Here is a 19574-nt window from a genome sequence, read left to right on the forward strand (position 1 = left end):
GTCGGCATCAGAGAGCCCCGCCCTCGATGTCGTCGTCGAACTCGGCGGCGGCTTCCCGGTCGGCGCCCGCGTCGTCGGTCAGCCCGGCCGCGGCGCCGGCCCCCTCGTATGCCTCCCGGAAGATGCGCGTCGTATCCAAGCGCCGAAGGTACTTTTCCGTGGTGAGGACGGTGGAATGTCCTAGAAGATCACGAAGCACCAGCAGTGGGTCGGCCTTGCTCAGGTAGAAGACCAGAGCGGCGTCGGCATCGGTGTCCCGCACGAGCTTCGCGGCCTGCCGGTAATGCCCTGTGACCAGGTATTCCAGGGTCCTCATGGAGAAGGTGTGGCGGCATCGGTGGGGCCAGACGTGCGGGAACCGCGGTTCGAAGCGAGCCCGGATCCGGTCGGATGTCCGCTCGAAGACCGTGCCCCAGGCGGTGAACGGGCCGCCGCCGTTCTTCACCGCCAGCAGGCACGAACCGCCCTCCGGCGCGACCAGACGACGCCGCTCGGCCGGAGTCAGCGATTCCCAGGGCCGCCGGACCCCGTTGATCAGCCCGCCCCGGGCGTCCGGCTCGGTCACCATCAGCGGTTCGCCCCACCGTCGTGGCGGCCGCCAGAGCGAGCCGTCCGTCGTGGCGGCCCGGTCCAACTCGACATAATCGTGCAACCCGGCCAGGGCCTCGTAAGAGGTCCACGTAGTGCGGAACTTCTTACCCTTGGTGATCCCGGCTGGCACCGGGAACGGGATCGGAACCGCGGTCGCCTCCGGCGGCAGGGCGGGGATCTCCCAGGGCAGCAGATAGGTGAACTCCTGCAGCCGCATCCCAGTGGCCAGCGCGTGATCCCCGACCGCCCCGTTGCGGGTCAGCTCCCGCCCGTGGAAACCGGTGTCCTGCGAGCCGTCCGGGGCCAGCCCACGCAGGCCCTTGCGGAACAGCTCGGTGAAGTCCGGCTCCAGGTACTTGATCGTCACGTGCGGCTTCGGCGTGCGGCGAACCGCCAGATTCACCTTCACCTCCCGGCCGGTCCCGGCGAACAGGACCCGCGCGGCCCGGTAGGTGAACGGCTCGGCCGCCGCGTACTCCTCATGCATCGCCCACCGGTAGAACAACGACAGGATGCTCATGTGCTGGCCCCACGTCGTCGCCGCGAACCGGGCCTTCAACGGCCCCGCCGCCCGATGCTCGGCGTACCGGCTCAGCCCTGCCTTCAACCGCTCCCGCGAGTCGAACAGTCCCACCCCGTGTACGGCCAGGAACTCCAACCACTCCTTGAGGACTCGCGCGTAGTTCTCCCATGAACTCGGCGCGGGCGCCCCGCTGACCGGGAGTTCACGCAGCCACCGGTTCACCACCGCCGTCGGGCGCAGCGCAGCCGGTCCGTCCTCGAAGCGCAGGTCGTCGTCGATGAGCACGGGCATTCCCTCGGGGATCAACGGCCGATGCTCGATGTCCCAGGACTCCCAGCCCCGGGACGAGAAGAAGCTCAGGATCATGAGCGCTGACAGTAGAAACACCACACGGCTCAGCGCAAAGCCCAAACCACCAGGCCAACAACACAGTTGAAGCCAATCGCCACACGGAAACTAAGCAGAGACAATGTGGCGCAGGCAGTGCAGGTCGAGATCCTCGTCTAGGCCGGCATCCTGGCGCGCCGCCACGAACGCCTCGTTGATCGAGCGGGGAGACATCCGGCCAGCCCGCTCCGTCACCCACAAGGCCGGGTGCAGGCCCGGCGAAAGCCTCGGACGAACCTCGCGCACCCACTCGTCGAGCACGTCCACTACCCAGTCCATCTCCGGGACCAGAAGCACGGTCCGCCGCTTCGGCGGCGTCCCCTTGGAGGACTTGCCGTACCGGACGGTCATGCTGCCGGCGGTACCGAACTGCGGCGCCTTCCTGTGCCGCCGCAGATCCACCAGGTCGACCTTTGAGGACTCGGTCCGCCGGGTGCCGTAGGCGTAGATCGTCTTGAGCGCGGCAGCATCGCGCAGCGCGGTGAGCGTGCCCTTGCGACCTTGTCCGTGAATGCGTCGAGGTCGGGCATCGGCGGCGTCAAACAGCGCCTGGACCTCGTCGTAAGTCAGAGGCCGACGCCGGGGATCGCCTTCGTACTCCACCGAGTGCAGAACGGAGTTGCCCTCGTGGAAGATCACCTGCGGCGACAGACCGAACCGGTCCTGGCAGGTCTCAACCCACCCATAGCGGCGGTCCAGCAGGTACTCCACGAACAGCTCGATCACCACCTCGTACGCCCGAGCCGTAGACAACTGGATCGGCTTGGACCCGCTGCGAAGGTGCACGATGAACGCCTCGCCATCGGCGGGAGTCCACTGCCACGGATACAACCCCGTGAACTCCTCGAACCGTTGGATCAGGCGCAGCCGAGGCTGGACCGTCGACGCCTGGAGAAACCGCGCGGACTGTTGCCGCGCCCAACCCTCCTTCATTGCAGAGAAAACCGCTGGCTCCGGGTCCAGAAGGACAACGTTCGGGGCCAGGGCAAGACGCACCGAACCGGGTGCCTCAGTGACCATGTCCGCCGTTGTATCAAACGCATCATTGTTGCGTCTAGGTCGAAGGTGCTGGCCCGCCATCAGCGGCGGCTCAGGACGCTCCTGAGGCAGCGGCGATGACCAGCGGAAACGGTCGAGGCATGGGTCTACGGACTGTTGCGGCCAATGCAATTCATCCTGTTTCGGACCTTGAACCAGCCGCGGGCACCGCTCACATACCGCTGGCCCAAGCCCTTGATGACGATGCCCTCCACGCCCTGCACCTCCGTCCAGGAGCTCAGCCACTCCTGAGCGACGGCCGGATCAGTCGTCATCGGACACAACGTCCACTGCGGCGCAAGACCATGCTCGGTGAACAGATTTTCACCAGGATCCCGCGGCGCCGCTCGTACGGCTCGCTGAGCAGCTCCCGGCCCTCAATTTGCAGGACGTCGAAGGCGATGAAGTGCGCGGGCATCTCCGCCGCCGGCTACGCCGCGCTACGGCTGCCGGACACAGCACGGCGCTGCAACGCTCGAAGAAAGCGGCCTCCAGCCCCTGCGGGGGTGAGGTCCGCAGCACCTCGCCACTCCGGCTGGGGCAGGACGGAGACGGCGGGGGGCGTGGTCGCGGCCGGGGAGGCGTTCGGCGCCGCAGACTTCCTCCGGGCGCTCGCCCCTGCCCACCTCCCCCGCCTCGATCTGCCGCCCCGGCACGGCGAGGAGCGCGCGGAGCCCCACCGTCAGGCGGCGGAGCCCGCGATGTCGCCGTCCAGCGCGGCCAGCAGCCAGTCGTGAGCCGCGCCCGGCGTGGGGTACGCGGGACCGGCCAGTTCGGCGACGAGCTGCCAGTAGCGGTCGATACGGGGGTCCGCCGCGAGCACGCCGCCGAGCCGATGCCGGAATGCGGGCGTGTCGCGCGCCCCGCGCGAGCGGGCATACGCGGCGACGAAGCAGTCGAGCGCGTCGCCCACGTCCGGCGGCCGCCCCGCCCGCAGGGCCGGGGCCGCCAGGGCGTACGCCTCCGCGAGCCCGTCGTAGAGCACCACCGGACGGTAGCCCTCGTCCGGCCGGTGTGCCGCGGGCTGGCCGCGGTCATTTCCGACGCAGGGGCGGGAGACAAAGGCGTGCAGCCGGGCGAAGGCCAGCACCTGGGCCGGGTCCGGATCCTCCGGAGGCTGCGGAACCGTCTGTTCGAGGATCGACGACACCAGCCGGGCCGGGAGCCGCGGCGGCAGCCAGCGCCGCCAGAACCGCGCCAGCGCTTCCGTGCTGGGTGGGGCGGTCACGGCCCCGACGAGCCGCAGCCGCTCGGCACGCTCCTGCGCGGTGCAGTCCCGCAGCAGGCGCAGGGCCGCCTCGCGCCAGCGCAGGGCGGCGAGTTGCGAACCGAGCGCCCGCAACTGCCCCGCGATGACGTCCTCCAGGGCGTCCTCCTGGTCGAGGACCCGCCCCACGTCCGGCACCGGCAGATCCAGGGTCCGCAGGGAGCGGATCAGACGAAGCCGGTCGAGCGCCTCGGGGCCGTACCGGCGATGCCCCCCGGCGCTGCGCGCGGCCTCGGGCAGCAGACCGCGATCCGAGTAGAAGCGGACGGTCTTGACGGAGACGCCGGCGTGCTCGGCGAGCTCTCCGATGCTCCACATGCCGTCGGGCGACAAGGCTTGAACCTCCCTCAGGGGGAGTTCCTACGGTATCGGCAAGCGCGGACGGCCCGTACGGCGCCCCGCGCACCGAAGAACGCGAGGAGAGATTCATGACGGCATTCATCCTGGTGTCGGGCACGTACACCGGCGGCTGGGTCTGGCAGGAACTCGCGGACCGGTTGCGGGAGTCGGGGGCCGAGGTCTATCCGGCGACGCTCACCGGCCTGGGCGACCGCCGCCACCTGGCAGGCCCTGGGACGAACCTGGAGACCCACGTCCAGGACCTGGTCGAGCTGATCGACCACGTGGACGCTCAGGACGTGGTGATCGTCGGCCACGACTACGGCATCCACCCGGTGCTCGGCGCGGCCGACCGCCGCCCGGACCGGATCGGCCGGATCGTCCACCTGGACACCGGCATCCCCCAGGACGGCGAGCCCGCCCTCAACCTGGTCCCCGACCAGAAGCTGCGCGAACTGCTCCTCGACGGGGCGGACGCAGCCGGGGCCGACTGGCGGATCCCTGTCCCGGCACACGAGGACTGGCAGCGCTGGGGCAGCACCGCCGGCATCCCCGACGACGCGCTGGCCCGGCTGACCCGCCTGGCCGCACCGCACCCCCTGGGCACCCTCAGGCAGCCGCTCCGGCTGACCGGCGTGAGCGCCGAGCTGCCGACGACCGGCGTCCTGTGCACCGGGAACGGGTCGAGCATCGCCACGGTCGAGGCCTTCGTAGGGCTCGGCGACCCCCGGTTCCAGGCGCTCCTCGACCGCCGTGTGACCTTCTTCGAACTCGACACCGGGCACTGGCCGATGCTCTCCACCCCGGACGAGCTCGCCGCTGTCCTGCTCAAGGCCGCTGCGGGGGACGGGTACCGGCTGGACCCCGCGGCGAGCGAGCGGCCGGCGCATCTGCGGCCGTTCCTCCTCGACGTGCCGGAGCGGCCGCGCGAACGAGTGGGACACGTCGACCTCTACCTGCCCGAAGCGGACGGCCCCCGCCCCGCGGTGGTGTTCGTGCACGGCGGTCCCGTGCCCGCCGGCGTGACGCCGACCCCGCGCGACTGGCCGGCCTTCATCGGCTACGGCCGGTACGTGGCGAGCCTGGGCGCGGTCGGCGTGACGGTGGACCACCGGCTGCACGACCTCGCCGACTACGAGCGGGCCGCCGAGGACGTCGCCGCGGCGGTCGAACGCGTCCGCGACGACCCGCGCGTCGACCCGGACCGCGTCGCGCTCTGGTTCTTCTCCGCCGGCGGGCTGATCTCGGCGGACTGGATCGCGGTGCCCCCGCCGTGGCTGCGCTGCGTGGCCGCGTCGTACCCGGTGCTCGCTCCGCTGCCGAACTGGGGCCTGACCGACGCCCGTTTCCGGCCTGCGGCCGCGCTGGCCACCGCCGGTCCGCTGCCGATTGTGCTGACCCGGGTGGAGCGGGAACGCGTCGAGATCGCAGCGACCGTCGAGGAGTTCCTCACCGCCGCGGAGACGCACGGACGGGACATCGAGGTGATCGACGTCCCGGAGGGCCTGCACGGCTTCGAGACGATGGACCCCACCGAGGAGACCCGTCAGGCCGTGCACGACGCGGTGCGCTCCGTCCTCGCCCACCTCGAGGGCTGACCTCGCCAGCGCGGCAGGTTCGGCACCCCAGCGGGTATGCGCGTCACCCCACCCTGCAGCACCGATCGACGCCGTACGCAGCGTTCCTGGCACCGGACGGTGCCAGGAACGCTGCGTACCGAAGGAGCCGGCGTGTCCTCAACGAGAAGGTCGCCTACGGCTCGTGCCCTTTCGGTGAGCCGTCCCGGCACCTCGCACCCGAAGCGGACACGACGGTTCTACGGCGGCTGGCCTATGGATAGGTTCCGCTAAGCGCGGCGGCTGTGGGGGGTGGCTTCGTTCACTTCAAGCGGCAGCGTTTGTCCATCGGTTCGGGCGTCAGGTGGCGGTCGACGGTGGCCTGAATGTTCACGACGTCACTGCATGGGCCGCCCGCCGTCTGTGACAGCTCCTTCAAGCCTCCTCCATGTCCGAGCAGATGGTGAACGGCTCCGCAGGGGCGACGCCCCCTCACCACAGGAGCTCTGCCCAAACCGCGCAAACCTCACAGATCAGGACACTGGGTAGCCCAATTTCTGACCGGTCACGGACGCAGCGATGAGTTTTCCCGGCCCGGAGAGTCTCACCACCGTTATCGCCCCATCACAGGAGGAACGCGTGGCTCAGCTACTGAGAGTCCAGAACTTCAACGTCTCGAGTGACGGAATCGGTGCCGGTGAGGACCAGACCCTCGAGAGGCCGTTCGGTCATGTCGATCCCGAGAGGCTGCTCGCCTGGGCCGGCGCCACGGCCAGCTGGCCCATGCGCACCGACCCCGGGGGGAGCCGGGGCCTGGACGACTACCTCACGCGGGACTACGCACGCAACATCGGCGCCGAGATCATGGGCCGCAACAAGTTCGGGCCCCAGCGCGGGCCCTGGCAGGACCATGAGTGGCAGGGCTGGTGGGGTGACGAGCCCCCGTTCCGCACCCCGGTATTCGTCCTGACCCACCACAAGCGTCCTTCGCTCACGCTTTCCGACACCACGTTCCACTTCGTCGATGGCGACCCTGCCACGGTCCTCGAGCAGGCCCGGGAGGCGGCGCAGGGCAAGGACGTCCGACTCGGCGGCGGGGTTACCACCATCCGGCAGTTTCTCGACGCCGACCTCGTCGACACCATGCACGTGGCGGTCTCGCCGGTGAAGCTCGGGTCCGGAGTACGACTCTGGGAGTCCCCCGATGAGCTGCTCGACCGGTTCCACCTGGAGGTCGTTCCCAGCCCGAGCGGGGTGACGCACCACCTGTTCTGGCGAAAGTGACCGGGCCTCAGGGCTGGCCCCGGCCGGCTGTTTTGCTTCCCGGGGCCGCCCTGAGGCGGGCCGTCGAGTCGCGCCTCGGGCGGTCAGCCGGCCTTGGCGGTTTCCTCAGCTCGTGCCCTGGTGGGGGCGAGCCGGTAGGAGTCGGTGCCAGGTCTCGATGATCGTGCCGTTGAACGTCGGGCGGTCGACGATGGCCGCGCAGAGTCGGGGATCGGTGAACGTCCTTGTCCACCCACCGAACGACTCGTTGGACGCGACGGTTCAGCCCCAGCGCCTGGGCGACGGCTGACTTCAGGTTGTCGTAGCGGATCTTGCTCCGCGGGACGCCGCCCCAGCGTGCGAAGCGCGTGCACGTGCTCTTCGAAGAAGGCTTCCTGGCCGCAGGAGGCAAAGACCCGGTGGACGGCCTTGCCCGAGTAAACATCTGCTTCTGCCCGGCCGGAACCCCACTGAAGGAACCTGCACGGATTGCAGGAGCCCGGTGGATGGTCGAGGAATGTTTCCAGACCGCGAAGAACGAAACCGGACTCCACCACTACCAGGTCCGCGGCTACACCGCGTGGTGACTCGCCTGGTCCCTATGGCGAAGAAATAGCCAAGCCCGAGCCCGCATCAGCCACTACAAACGCAGAGGCCATCACGGAGTGTCGTTGCACTACTAGCCGGTCAGTGCTTCTTGGAGTCAGCCAGGGGCACAGCCTCACCGTGCGGTTACGCGCATTCGCGTGCCCTTCGGTGGCAGGGTGAATGCCACGGAGGGGCGTAGGTGTTCTCCCGGCATGGGCTCGAAGTGCCATTGGGCGAAAAGGGTTGCAAGAACCAGGGCGGCCTCGACGAGGCCGAACTGGTCACCGATGCATTGGCGGGCACCTGCTCCGAAGGGGATGAAGGAGTGGTGAGTGGTTCCCGCCGTTGCTGTGCTGGCCCATCGATCAGGGTCGAAGAGGTCAGGGGCGTCGTGGATGTCGCGACGGTGGTGGATGAGATAGGGGCTGATGATCACGGCGGTACCCGATAGGAGCAGTTCTCCGCCCAGCTTGGTGTCGGTGGTGACTGTTCGTGTCAGCATCCATGCCGGCGGATACATTCGCAGTGTTTCGCTGACGACGCGGTTCACCAGCTCCAGTCGTGGCAGATGCTCAAGGGTGGCTGGTGATCCGGCCAGCACCGAGTCCGCCTCGGCGTGTACTCGTGCCTGTACTTGGGGGTGCTGCCCGAGGAGGAGAACGGCCCACGCCAGGGCGTTGGAGGTTGTCTCCGATCCGGCGATGAAGAAGTTGAGGACGTGGTCGGCGATTTGGGCATCCGACAGGCCCTGACCGAGGTCCTTCTCGGCGTCTGAGGAGTTGCCCAGTAGGGCTGATATGAGGTCTCCCCTGTCGCTGCGTGAAGCCCTGCGGTCGTCGATGACGTTGCCCACGGTCTGCTGCAGGCTGGACAGTGCCCTGCGGTACTGGCGGTTTCCCGATGTGGGAATCCGGTTCATGAGGGCAGGCATGACCGCTCGTCGGTAGAGGCGCCGGTTGATGGTAGCGAGATCGTCAATGGCCTGCTGGAGCTTCCTGGGCGGCAGCGCGTCCGAGAACATCGCTTCCACCAGGATCCGGCTGGTGAGAGTGACCAACTCGGCAAGCACGTCGATGATCTCGCCGTCATGCCAGACGTTCGCCAGGGCGGCGGTTTGCCGCGTCATTGTCAGTGCGTATCCGGGCAGGCGGGCGGGGTGGAAGGTGGGCTGGATCAGCCGCCGGTAGTGCCGGTGGCGGCTGTGCGGGCAACTGACGAGTCCATCCTTGAGTACTTCTTCCCGGAGCCGGTCAAACAGCGGTCCGCCTTTGTCGAAGGTGTGATCGTCTACGAGGACTTGCTGGGTCAGCTCCGGGGCACAGACCACGATTGCGGGAACACGTCCCAACTCGATGCGCACCAGATCACCGTGGCGCGGCAGCGAGGTGAGGAAATCCAATGGATCGCGGAGCAATCGCAGCATATGCCCAACGGCCGGAAGTGCACCGGGAGCACGTGTGATGCCGCTTGTTGTCATGGGGCCATCTCCAGGGGTCAGTGCGGCTGAAAAATGCTTCGCGCGGTCAAGCCGCCCGGGATGTGGTGCCGGAGTCGATGTCACTGCTCGGCCTATGTCCAGCCCAGAGCTCGGACAGGGCCGGTGCACCACGTTGGGGTCAACGCACCCCCTCGCGCACAAGCTCCCTTCTTGCCAGGCAGCCTTGGCTGGTCAGGTAGGTGATGTAGTGGTCGAGCAGGGCGTCGTCAACCGGTGGGCAGTTGGCCTGCCAGTCGGGTACGACCTCGTCGGTGCGGCTGCGGTGGATGGCGGGGAAGACGTTGTCGAAGTACATCTCCTTGATGCTGATGTCGCTGCCGTTGACCCGGGTGGCGAACAGCGGGGCGAACGGGGCGATCGGGGCCTGGGGGTGCTGGTCGACGTGGTCGAGCATGGCCTTGACCCAGTGGCCGTAGGGCACGTCGTTGAGGGGGTAGCCGGCTGCGCGCATGCGCCGGGCCATGTCGGTCAGGTGTGCCGGACGGGGGTTGGTCAGGTGCAGCACTCCGCCGAGGTGGGGCATGCGGAGGGCTGTACCGACGATGGTCTCCGCCACGTGGTCGACCGGAACCAGGTCCAGGGGCAGGGGGATGTCGGGAGCGAGACCGAGTTCGGTCATCGCGCCGAAGACGGCACAGATGGCACTGGTGGTGTTCCATACGCCGGTCTTGCTGTGTCCGGCGATTTCGTAGGGCCGGTAGACGGTGACAGGGAGCCCGTCGGCGGTGGTGTGCTGCAGCATCCGTTCGGCGACCCATTTGGTCTCCGCGTAGCCCATGCTGATCAGATGCGGGTGGCTGAGCGGGGTCGTCTCGTCCACGGTTGTGATACCACCTACACCGCTGCCGGCCAGGACCGCGGTGGTGGAAACGTGGTGCAGTGGGATGCGACGGGGCGCGGCGATGTCAATGATGGTGCGGGTGCCTGTGACGTTGCTGTCGTGCAGCCGGTGGTAGGGGTAGAGGAAGTTCACGCGGGCCCCGTTGTGGAGTATCAGGTCGAGCCGCCGTGCGAGCCGGTTGAGAGTGCCAGGGTCCATGCCCAGGTCGGGCTGTGCCAGGTCGGCGGGGAAGGCGTTTACCCGGTCGAGGTCCTGGAGCGGGAGGCCGTGGCGGCGTAGGTTCTCGCGGACCCGGTCGGCTGCCTCGTCAACTGTGGCGGCCCGCACGGGGCAGTGCACTGCGGCATCGCTGTGGTGCAGAAGGCGTTCGAGCAGAAACGCGCCGACGAAGCCCGTGGCTCCGGTCATCAGGATGTTCCTGGCGTTGCGCGGCGATGGGGGCGACTGGCGGACTGCCACGGGAGCGAGTTCCACGCGGGCCTGCTGCTCGTGGTCGACCATCAGGCAATCACCATCGGCGGAGCCACCGTCGCTCAGGCCGTCGACGACAGTGCGGTAGTGGGCGAGGGTGGGCTGGGCGAGCAGCTTCTGCAGGGTTGCGCTGAAAGCGCGCGGCCCGAGCCCGAGGCCTTTCAGAGTGCGCGTGACGACCTGTGCCGCGAGCAGCGAGTTGCCGCCGGCATCGAAGAAGTTCGTGTCCGGGCCGACCGTGGTGCCGAGCACGCTGTTCCACATACGGGCCGCGAGATCGTCACCCGAGGCCTGCGGGGCCGTGTCATCGGTGTCGGAGGATGTCAGGGCACGCAGCGCGACGTAGTCGATCTTTCCATTGGCGGTGAGCGGGAACTGCCGCAGCACGGTGATCGGCGCCGGCACACTGTGCGTGGGCAGGCGCGTGGCCAGGTACGCGCGCAGACGAACAGGATCAGCGGGACGCGCGGGATCAGAGTGGGTGACGTAGGCGGCGATGCCCTTGCCGATACCGTCGTTACCGCGCAGGTGAACGGCGGCTTCGGCGACATCGGGGTGGGAACGCAGCTGAGCCTCGACAGCGTCCAGTTCGACACGGAAGCCGCGGATCTTGACCTGCCGGTCGGTGCGCCCCTGGAACTCCAGCATGCCGTCCTGATTCCAGCGTGCCCGATCCCCGCTGCGATACAGCCGCACCCGGCGGCCGTCGACGGTCAGGTGCACGAAGGCCTGCCCGGTTTCCTCGGGCATACCCAGATATTCCAGGGCGAGGCCGTCTCCACCGAGAAACAGTTCTCCCGCCTCTCCTGGCGGTGCCGGGGTACGGTCCGCGCGCAGCACGTGGCATGAGCTGCCGGCCACCGGGCGTCCGATGGGTACGGAGACGGCGTTCGGGGCCAGGAGACGTGTTTGGTAGGCGCTGACCATGATCCCGCCCTCGGTCGGCCCGTACCCGTTGATCAGGTAGCGGGGAGGGCCGGCCGCCAGCACGGACCGGGCCAGGCCGGTGTCCATGGCCTCGCCGCCGATCAGCACCATCTCCAGCTGGGCGAAGGCATCGGGAGAGGTCCGCACCGTGTGATGGAACAGGCTGGTGGTCATGAACGCGTGGCTGATGCGCTGGGCGGCCAGCAGGGAGCGCAGGGCGGCGGTGTCGAGCATGGTGGCCCGGTCGGCTACGACGAGACATCCGCCCCGCAACAGGGTCGCCCAGGTCTCGAACAGCGAACCGTCAAAGGACAGCCCGAACGTCTGCAGCACCCGCCCGTCGGCACCTGCGCTCCACGGGACGTCGTCCCCGGCCAGGCGGGTCACCGCGCGGTGCGGGAAGAGCACGGGCTTGGACCGGCCCGTGGTGCCGGAGGTGAACAGCACATAGGCACCGTCCTGCGCCGACCGAAGTGGCCGCCCCACCTGGACATCGGTGGTGGGGTGGTCGAGCAGACGGGTAAAGGGCAGCCAGGCTGCACCCGCCTCGGCTTCGGTGACCGGGGCCTGGCCCGGCAGCAGAATCACGGTGTCCACGCCCGCATCGGCGAGCATGCTGCTCAGCCGCGCGGTCGGGTAATGTGCGTCGAAGGGCACACAGACGCCGCCAGCTTTCAGGATGCCCAGGAACGCGGCACTCGCCTCCCACGACCGGGTCCCCAGTACACCAACGGCTGTGCCCGGCTGAAGTTTTCTCACGGCCAGCGCCTGGGCGATAGCGCCGGAAATCCGGTCGAGCTCCCGATAGCTGACGACACGGTCACCGTCCACCACCGCAGGATCGTCCCCGGCCAGTGCCACACGACGAGAGAACAACACCTCCAGAGAGGCATCCCGCGGGTACGGGGCATCGTTGCGCCAGACACATGGTGATTCGGTTACTGCCATGGATGATCTCCCAGACAGGAAATGAGGGTTTGAACGGAAACGGCAGGTGCTGTCAATGGCCAATTGCGTGTCCCAGCCGCAGCCAGGGGTGCGAAACGCGCCGCCGGACGATTCGTGAGCTGTCTCGGGACTGGTAGTCGAGGGCCGCGATCAGCGGTGGCGGGGTACGTGCCACCACCCGCATTCGCTCACACTGGGCATCCAACACGCTGCAGAGCATGACGAGTTGAAGGTCGGTACAAAGGAACGACGGAACGGTTCCCGAGCGCGGTTGGCCACCTGGCCGGGATCAGCACCACGACACAGGCGCAAGAGGCTCAGCGCGATTCGCGACCGACAGGGCCGAGCCCTTCGCAATAACGCGTGACGATCACGCTCTCACGCCGGCTGCTGTCCGTGCGGCATCCGCCCCTGCCGTACGCGCCGACCGCACCAGGGCAAAGAACGACGCCCGTTCCTTGACGATCCGGATAATCTGCATGTCCAGTGCGTCGAGTCGCTGCCGCGCTTGAACGATCTCCTCGCTGTGGGCGTCCTCAATGTGCACGGCAGTCCTCCTTGGGGGTGTAGGGAATCGCATCGCCTGGCCTCGTGGCCTCAGTTCCAGGCAAGCCCTTCAGCAGCACCATGCCAACCGGCTCGCACTCTGTAGTGCGTGAAAGCGTTGAACGCTCGTGCCCTTGTGAACCTCAGACGGAGTGGGAGTGACGGCGTCCAACCTCGGTTCGGTGTACTCGCCACAGACGATCTGCGGAAGCGCCCCAAGCTCGGCACGAACTGCAGCGCACTTACGCCGCCGGTTACAACCCCGACGACATCAAGGCGGTGTTCGGTGGCTGAGCCCGGCTCTGCAAGCCGTCAGAGCAAGAAGGGCGGCAGCCGCTTCGTCAGTCTGGGTTCTGGCTCACTTTCCGTCGACGCTGGCCGGTATGACCAGCAGGGAGGGGCTGCATTGAGCCAGTACTACGACATGGGTGACCAGACCCTATGGAACCCGTCCAACGGGGCATCCCGGCTGTTCATGAGTCAGGTGAGCGTCTACCAAGCGGAACTGGGTCTGCCGTCCGGCATCGGACCCATGCAGGCTGACGAGTGCCAGATCGACCCCCTCGTGTTCAAAACGTTCGTCGACGTCCTGCTCGCGTGGCACCGGAAAACGAGTCACGCAGTCATGGCTGCCCTGTCCGAGGGGTTCGTTGCCACGGTGCTGGTCCTGGCGGAGCGAGCAGGCATCGAGGTGAAATGGCAGCCGACGGGCTTCGCCGAGGTCGGCGGCCTCAAGGATGTTCTGGTCCCGACGGTCCCGGATTCCTGTGAGGGGGCTTGGGCAGCCGCCCTTCAGCAGAAGTCACGCGAACTGGGCCGCTTCATGGCGGCGTAAGCCTGGTCTGCCAACACCCGCGAAGGGCTCGGAAGCCATCAGAAGGCAATGTAGAATCCACCCGGAGACCGTCCGAGGGGTCGGCGGCCGGGCGGAAACCGGTCCAGGCGAGAGACGTTTCTCCCGCAGGTAGGTGCGAACTCGCTGGTAGCTGCCCTTGTAGCAGAAAGGCACGATCTCCTCCCACAGCTTCCAGGCGTTGGCGCATCCCTGGTTCCAGCGGTCGTCCAGGTAGGGCTTGCATTCGTCGAGGCCGGTGGGGCGGTTTTGCCACTGCCCCTGGAAGAGGTCTTCGGGGGCGTCGGCTAAGCGTTTGACCCGCCGGCTCGCCGTGGACGGGCCCTCCCGCGGGGTTGGTTCGTGGAAGGCGCCCCAGAAACCCAGGTGCGTCGAGCCGGGACTCGTCAGCTCGCGCTGCCGTGCGGGCACGTCGGCTGGACCGGCGGCGTGGCTTGCGGGCGTGGCGGGCGCAGCGGTTGGAAGTAGTGGGTGAGTGTCCAGACGCCGATGCGGTTGCCGGCCCGGCAGCCGGCGGTGTCCGCCGCGCGGGAGTGGATTCCGGACCAGACGCGGGCGTTGATCATGTCCTCGTTGAACTGATCGGCGTATTCGTAGTGCCGTGTGGTGCCGGTGATCTCGGAGGAGATGTTGAGGTCGAGGCGTGTGGTCCCGAGGATCCCGGTCAGGGTCTGGGTCACGGCGCCGGCGACCGCGGCGTGGCCGCTGATGTAGTCGGGGTGCGGTGGTGTGACGAGCAACGGCTGCCACTGCGGGTCGGCTTCGGTCGCGGGATTGCCGTCGGTGTCGGCCAGATGAACAGCCGTGATCGGCCGCCAGAATCCGTAGTGGAGTTTGGCGTCCCAAGCGGTGACAACGGCGTCGGTCGCCGACGCGTTCCCCGCGGCGAACAGCCGCGCTGTCTCGGCGATCCCCAGATGGTGCCGGGCGGTGTAGTCCCGGAACGCCTCTTGGAGCTGCACCACCAGACCGCCCCCGAAGAACAGGGCGGTTTCGGTCTGAAGGGCAGTGCGGGACGAGCCGATCTTCGCCCCCATGGTCTTCACCTCGTTCACGTCCTCGGCGTAGCGGGCCGAGGAAAGGGCGGGCGGCTCGCCCGGACGGAACTGATCCGGGGAAGTGAGCAGCAGCGGGCGAAGCCTGCCGAGCCAGGTGTCCATGAAGGGCAGGTAGGCGGGCGGGGTGGGCCGCCAGACGCCGGGCGCGGGCGGAGCGGTGAACTCCACCGGTGCGAACCGGCCGTCCCCTTCGCGCAGTTCGATGAGATGGTCGGCGGCGCGTTCCCCGAAGGCCACGCCCTGCCTCTTTGCCTCGCCTTCGGGGATCTTGGCGAGTGAATCGGCGTATGCGGCATCGAGCGGGGCCCGGGAGGCGGGGAAGTAGGTGAGCAGTACGTGGTGCGCGGCGGTCACGGCCGCTGCCTCGGGGGATGCGGTGGAGAGCCCGTGCGCATGCCACTTGTACGGGGCGTAGCGCCCCTCAATACCGACCACGGCGTTGTAGACGGCGGCCGAGACGAACCCGTGCCAGATGACGGCCTGCCCGGAGGGGCGGGTGCCGAGATTGGTGGTGATGGTGTCGGTCGCGATGGCGTTCCACTCGCGGATCGCGGCGGGGTCCGCCGATGGCGGCGGGTGGCTGTCGCCGGTGGCGGTGGCGGTGGCGGTGGGGCCGGCCACGGCCGTGGCGGCGAGGAGCAGGAGTGATGCGACAGCGCGGACGATGGCCCGCCCGCCCGAACCAAATGTATCCATAACGGGATCAACGGCCCGCCGCGTGAACAGTCACCCCGTTTCACCGACGGTGCTGCCTCTCACTCCGTTGATCAGGATTTCTCACGGGAGTGTCCGTTTGGTTCTCAGTCCAGGGTGGCAACGTCGCAATCGGCATGCGGGCCGCGCCGAGGACCGCGTAGGACCTGGCCCCGCATCATGCCCGCTCCCAGCCGCGCCCGAGGTCCGGGTGGGTGGCGTCCAGGCGGCTTGGCCGGTGAGTGATCAGTCGGCGGCCGGGCGGGCGAGGACGAGTTCGGTGCCTGTCCGCCATTGGGTGGCCCGGCGGCCGACGCGGTCGGAGACAGGCTGGCGACTGCGCGACAGGTCTGTGCGAAGCGTTCACGGCGGCTGGTGTACCGCTGCAGCGGGCGCCACTGCTTGTGTTCGGCGTTGGCGTGCTCGACGCAGATCCGGCGAGACGACTGCCGTCGGCACGCCTCTCGCCAGGCGTACCACTCGCCAAGCGGGCGTCATCCTTCGGCCTTCTCGGCGGGGCGCTGACCTGACCGGGGAACTCGTTGGCCAGGCCCCGGCATCCTTCGCCGACCTCGGCCTTCACGAGGCCGCACGGGCCCACTCCTTCGTCATCACACACAAGAAACATGTGCGGACATCTCCACGTCACGCTCCAATGTGGCGCGCCGCCTGGCCTTTCCTGGTCTCAGTTCGCGAGCGCCGCAGCGCTGGCGCGGGCGAATGCCTCCGGGTTGTCCAGCATGATGTTGTGTCCACAGTCCGGGATGGCGACGACGGACACCCCGGCTTCGGTGAGTGCGTCGGTGCCCGGGAGCGGGCCGTCGGTCTCGGGCAGCAGGTAGGTGCGGGGAATCTTCAGGTCCAGCAGGAGCTCACGCATGGTGGGGACGGTGCCGCGGGTCAGGTGGATCGCGCTGCGATGCAGGGCGTCACGGCCGGCCAGGCGCATCGTGGACCACCAGTGGGAGCCGGCCCGGTCGCGGACCTCTTCCCCTCCGTCCGTCAGAAATTCCTGCTCGGAATAGGCGGCGATGCCGCTGCTGCCTCCAGAGGCGGGCGTGGCCGGGATCGGGTCGAGGTTGGCGTCGACCAGCACCAGGCGGGAGACCAAGTGCGGATGCCGGGCCGCCAGGACGATGGCCACCGAGCCTCCCATGCTGTGCGCGATCAGCTCTGCGCCGGTGACGCCCGCGGAGGTCAGGGCCACGGCGAGTGCATCCGCGTGGGACTCCAGGTGTAATCGAAGCCTGTCGGCCGGTCGCTGATGCCGTGACCGAGCAGGTCGATCAGCAGCGAACGGCGGCCGGCCAGCAGAGGATGAACCGCAACCTCCGTGAAGTAGGCAGGCGAAGTGGCGCCCAGACCATGCGCGTAGACGCGTGATGGCTCCTGCCCCGGCAGCTCAACCCAGCGGATCTGGTCGCCCTCGTGCGTCACCGCGGCATTGCGCACAGTTTGCTCCCCTGCAGTCGAGATCGTGAAGAGACGAGAGGGAGGCCGGACGCCGAGGCCCTTCCACGGCCCGGCCCTCGGCCCCCCTCTCTCTGTGTGCGCGTGGGTGGCTAGGATCCTCTCTGATTGTCATGTATGCGCCGTAAGTCGTCATGAAGGGAAAGTCTTTTGCGCCGTTCCACCACATGGTTGCTAAGTCTGGCCGCCGCGTTGATGTCCGCTGTCACTCTCTCCACGGCCACCGCGTCCGCGGAGACCGAGGCGCTGGTGGTCACCACAACCGCCACCTTCAACAACCCGGCCGGGACCTCCGCCGAACAGAGCAGGGTCCGCGACCACATCGTGAGCCTGATCAAAGACGCCGGGTCGGGCACCTCGATCACGGTCTCGATGTACACCTTCACCGACGACACGGTCAGTGCCGCGCTGGTCGCCGCGAAGCAGCGCGGAGTCGCTGTCAAGGTGATCGTCGACCACACCACCGTGACCATGGACAGCGGCGAGTACAACGCCCTGGTCGCCGGCCTCGGCACCGACCGGACCAAGTCCTCCTGGGTACTGGCCTGTCCGGCCCGCCGCGGCTGCATCGGCGGCCGGGTGCTGACGAATGACGACGACGGCACCATCAACCACAACAAGTTCTTCCTGTTCTCACAGGTGGGAGGTGCCAACAAGGTCGTCGTGCAGGCCTCGGCCAATATGACCAGCCTGCAGCGCACCGACCTCTTCAACAATGCCGTGACGATCGTCAACGGCGGGTTGTACGACATCTACCAGGCGTACTTCGCCGATCTGCTCGCCTACGGAACCTCGACGGGCGTGAGCCACTACTACAAGACCCCGTCCAGTGGCGCGTACAAGACGTACTTCTTCCCTCGTAAGGAAGCAGCGGGCACCGACTTCAACAACGATCCCTCCACGGACACCATCAAGCTGATACTCGACAACGTCAGCTGCACGGGCGGCACCCAGGTGCGGATGGCCGCCAACCTCTTCACCCGTAACGCCATCGCGCAGAAGCTCGTCGCCCTCAAGAACGCGGGCTGCGCCGTCACCCTGGCGGCCGACGGCGCCCCCGGCGCGATGGGCAGCGTCGTGGAGTCGACCATCTCAGGCAAGCTGACCCAGCGGGTGGAGTGCTACGAGGACCGCGGCACCGGTGTCGCGAAGGTCGGGCTGCACTCCAAGTACCTGCTGATCAACGGGGTGTACGACGGGGCGTCCGGGAAGAAGCTGGTCTTCACCGGCAGCCACAACTACACCTACCCGGCCCTGCGCGCCAATGACGAGACGCTGCTGAAGATCGACAATGCCGCGCTCTACGATCAGTACAAGGCCAACCACGACCAGCTGATGAGCTACTGCGCCGGCAGCTGACACAAGCGAGTACGCAGCTGGTGCGAGCGCATACGAGTGAGGGCCGGGCTCCTGTTGGGGGACGCTGTTGGTTAATTCCAGCTCTCGCGTGACGTCGGCTCCCAAGGCCTGGTTGTGGTCTTGGGAGCCGGCGTTGTCGTATGGGGAGGATGTCGATGCAGCCGATGGAGCCGGAGGAGATCCCGGTGGAGACGGTGCGGGTGGCGCGGGCGGCTTTTCCGAAGGGCAACCTCGTCCTGACACCTGCGATCAGACACCACTGGCTCAGAAAGCCATCAGCTGGTCGCGACCGGGTGGTACCTCAGGTTCACCGCCGCTGAGCGATTGCCGCCATTGAGCAGCTCGAGCCGAACAGGCACGCCCCCGGGGTTGTCGAACAGCCGGATCCCATCGCCGAGCAGCACCGGCGCGATGTGCAGGTCGATCTCGTCGATCAGTCCGCGCTCAAGGAGTTGTCGCCCGATCGTGGGCGAGAAGACCTCAAGGTTCTTGCCGCCGGCGGCCTCCAGCCCGATCCGGACCGCCTCGGCCACATCGCAGCTCAGGAACGTCACGCCGTCGGCGGGCTGCGCGTCTTCAGGGTGGTACGTCAGGACGAAGAGCGGACCCTGCCACGCGCCGCCGTAGATGTTGCCGGCATCGGGATAGGCATCCCAGCCGTCCCGACCGCCCAGCACGGTGCCGGTCGTCTCGGCATACTCCTCGATGAGGCCGGGCCGGGACGAGAAACCCGTCATCCAGTCCATCGCATGGTTCGGCCCTGCCACGAACCCGTCCAGCGACATGGTGAAGTGCCACAGCACCTTCCCCCCCGGCAGCCTGTCGTTCCGTGTCCGCCAGTGACGGGGTGGACGTGATGCTGGTCCTCTGGGGGGTCTCTGCGGTGTCCATGGTCGTTCCTGTCGTCGGTCTTCCTCGTACTCGTTGACCCAGCCCGCCCCGAAACTCATCGCTGGGCCACCAACCTTCGGCGGGCTGTCCCGGACTTGCTCACTGGGGCGCATGCTCGGCCTCGGGCGGTTTCGCTCCAATGCGGCCTGGATTGCCGGGTTGTCTCTCCTGCCCGGGCTGGTCGCCTGGTGCGCGGCCAGGGCGCGGCGGTAGCCGGCCGACGCGCTCTCCCGCGTCCGGACCGGCCCAGCGGGCATGGTCGCCGGTTCCGGACTGGCGATGACTGTGCTGTCGGTGGCCGTACACGGTGAGGGCGGAAGGACGTGGATCGTACGGACCTGGGCGCCCTTGACCTGCTGATTGGCCTGCGAGATCGTCTTCGGCGACGTCGATGGTCACGATGCGCCCGGGGCAGGCACGCGACGGTCGGAGAAGACCGGATTCGATCACGCCCAGAAGGATGCGGC

General features: G+C 68.0%; 15 protein-coding genes and 2 pseudogenes. 5 read left to right on the top strand and 12 right to left on the bottom strand.

All coding sequences use genetic code 11. The features are described from left to right. Positions 1-7: 7 nt before the first annotated feature. From ACIHCQ_RS32235 to ACIHCQ_RS32255, 5 genes are all read right to left on the bottom strand, one after another. Positions 8-1480: a site-specific integrase gene (locus ACIHCQ_RS32235; protein ID WP_399670315.1), complete on the bottom strand. Its 1473-nt coding sequence runs from the start codon at positions 1478-1480 to the stop codon at positions 8-10. A 90-nt stretch (positions 1481-1570) separates the two neighbouring features. Beyond that, positions 1571-2521 (bottom strand): tyrosine-type recombinase/integrase, encoded by a 951-nt coding sequence (locus ACIHCQ_RS32240; protein WP_399670318.1) that lies wholly within the window; start codon positions 2519-2521, stop codon positions 1571-1573. 125 nt (positions 2522-2646) lie between these two features. Further along, entirely contained in the window at positions 2647-2814 is a 168-nt protein-coding gene (locus ACIHCQ_RS32245) for a hypothetical protein (protein WP_399670321.1), read from the bottom strand. Then, a complete protein-coding gene (locus tag ACIHCQ_RS32250) occupies positions 2811-2957 on the bottom strand; it encodes a hypothetical protein (protein WP_399670323.1) in 147 nt (48 codons plus the stop codon). Before ACIHCQ_RS32250 ends, ACIHCQ_RS32245 begins: the two co-directional genes overlap by 4 nt. A 264-nt stretch (positions 2958-3221) precedes the next feature. Then, on the bottom strand, positions 3222-4139 hold the full coding sequence (locus tag ACIHCQ_RS32255; RefSeq protein ID WP_399670326.1) for a MerR family transcriptional regulator: 918 nt from the start codon (positions 4137-4139) through the stop codon (positions 3222-3224). A gap of 95 nt (positions 4140-4234) precedes the next feature. Between ACIHCQ_RS32255 and ACIHCQ_RS32260 the strand changes: the two genes are divergently transcribed. Then, the gene (locus tag ACIHCQ_RS32260) at positions 4235-5743 is read left to right on the top strand and encodes an alpha/beta fold hydrolase (RefSeq protein WP_399670330.1); all 1509 of its coding nucleotides are present in this window, start codon (positions 4235-4237) and stop codon (positions 5741-5743) included. A gap of 597 nt (positions 5744-6340) precedes the next feature. After that, positions 6341-6985, top strand: coding sequence for a dihydrofolate reductase family protein (locus tag ACIHCQ_RS32265; RefSeq protein WP_399670332.1), 645 nt, complete (start codon positions 6341-6343; stop codon positions 6983-6985). Positions 6986-7068: 83 nt separating this feature from the next. Here the strand turns inward: ACIHCQ_RS32265 and ACIHCQ_RS32270 are convergent. After that, a pseudogene (locus tag ACIHCQ_RS32270) lies at positions 7069-7243 on the bottom strand (ATP-binding protein); the annotation flags it as partial. Positions 7244-7407: 164 nt separating this feature from the next. Here ACIHCQ_RS32270 and ACIHCQ_RS32275 point away from each other — a divergent pair. Continuing rightward, positions 7408-7548: pseudogene (locus ACIHCQ_RS32275) on the top strand (IS701 family transposase); the annotation flags it as partial. 137 nt (positions 7549-7685) lie between these two features. Here ACIHCQ_RS32275 and ACIHCQ_RS32280 read toward each other — a convergent pair. The 3 genes from ACIHCQ_RS32280 to ACIHCQ_RS32290 form a co-directional block, all read right to left on the bottom strand. Continuing rightward, positions 7686-9029 (bottom strand): cytochrome P450, encoded by a 1344-nt coding sequence (locus ACIHCQ_RS32280; protein ID WP_399670336.1) that lies wholly within the window; start codon positions 9027-9029, stop codon positions 7686-7688. A gap of 139 nt (positions 9030-9168) precedes the next feature. Further along, positions 9169-12150, bottom strand: a complete 2982-nt coding sequence (locus ACIHCQ_RS32285; protein WP_399670339.1) for an amino acid adenylation domain-containing protein — start codon at positions 12148-12150, stop codon at positions 9169-9171. Between the two features lie 457 nt (positions 12151-12607). Beyond that, positions 12608-12784: a hypothetical protein gene (locus ACIHCQ_RS32290; protein ID WP_399670342.1), complete on the bottom strand. Its 177-nt coding sequence runs from the start codon at positions 12782-12784 to the stop codon at positions 12608-12610. A gap of 285 nt (positions 12785-13069) precedes the next feature. On the opposite strand from ACIHCQ_RS32290, the gene ACIHCQ_RS32295 reads away from it, so the two are divergent. After that, positions 13070-13618, top strand: a complete 549-nt coding sequence (locus tag ACIHCQ_RS32295; RefSeq protein WP_399670345.1) for a DUF6086 family protein — start codon at positions 13070-13072, stop codon at positions 13616-13618. Positions 13619-14022: 404 nt separating this feature from the next. Here the strand turns inward: ACIHCQ_RS32295 and ACIHCQ_RS32300 are convergent, their stop codons facing one another. Together ACIHCQ_RS32300 and ACIHCQ_RS32305 are read right to left on the bottom strand one after the other, a co-directional pair. After that, positions 14023-15390: a vanadium-dependent haloperoxidase gene (locus ACIHCQ_RS32300; protein ID WP_399670348.1), complete on the bottom strand. Its 1368-nt coding sequence runs from the start codon at positions 15388-15390 to the stop codon at positions 14023-14025. Positions 15391-16072: 682 nt separating this feature from the next. Next, positions 16073-16771, bottom strand: a complete 699-nt coding sequence (locus ACIHCQ_RS32305; protein WP_399670523.1) for an alpha/beta fold hydrolase — start codon at positions 16769-16771, stop codon at positions 16073-16075. 281 nt (positions 16772-17052) lie between these two features. On the opposite strand from ACIHCQ_RS32305, the gene ACIHCQ_RS32310 reads away from it, so the two are divergent. After that, positions 17053-18216: a phosphatidylserine/phosphatidylglycerophosphate/cardiolipin synthase family protein gene (locus ACIHCQ_RS32310; RefSeq protein ID WP_399670351.1), complete on the top strand. Its 1164-nt coding sequence runs from the start codon at positions 17053-17055 to the stop codon at positions 18214-18216. A gap of 275 nt (positions 18217-18491) precedes the next feature. Here the strand turns inward: ACIHCQ_RS32310 and ACIHCQ_RS32315 are convergent, their stop codons facing one another. Continuing rightward, complete coding sequence (locus ACIHCQ_RS32315; protein WP_399670355.1) at positions 18492-19001, bottom strand: dihydrofolate reductase family protein; 510 nt, start codon at positions 18999-19001, stop codon at positions 18492-18494. Between the last annotated feature and the right edge of the window lie 573 nt (positions 19002-19574).

The sequence above is a fragment of the Streptomyces sp. NPDC052236 genome (genome assembly GCF_044548015.1).
Taxonomy (GTDB): Bacteria; Actinomycetota; Actinomycetes; order Streptomycetales; family Streptomycetaceae; genus Streptomyces.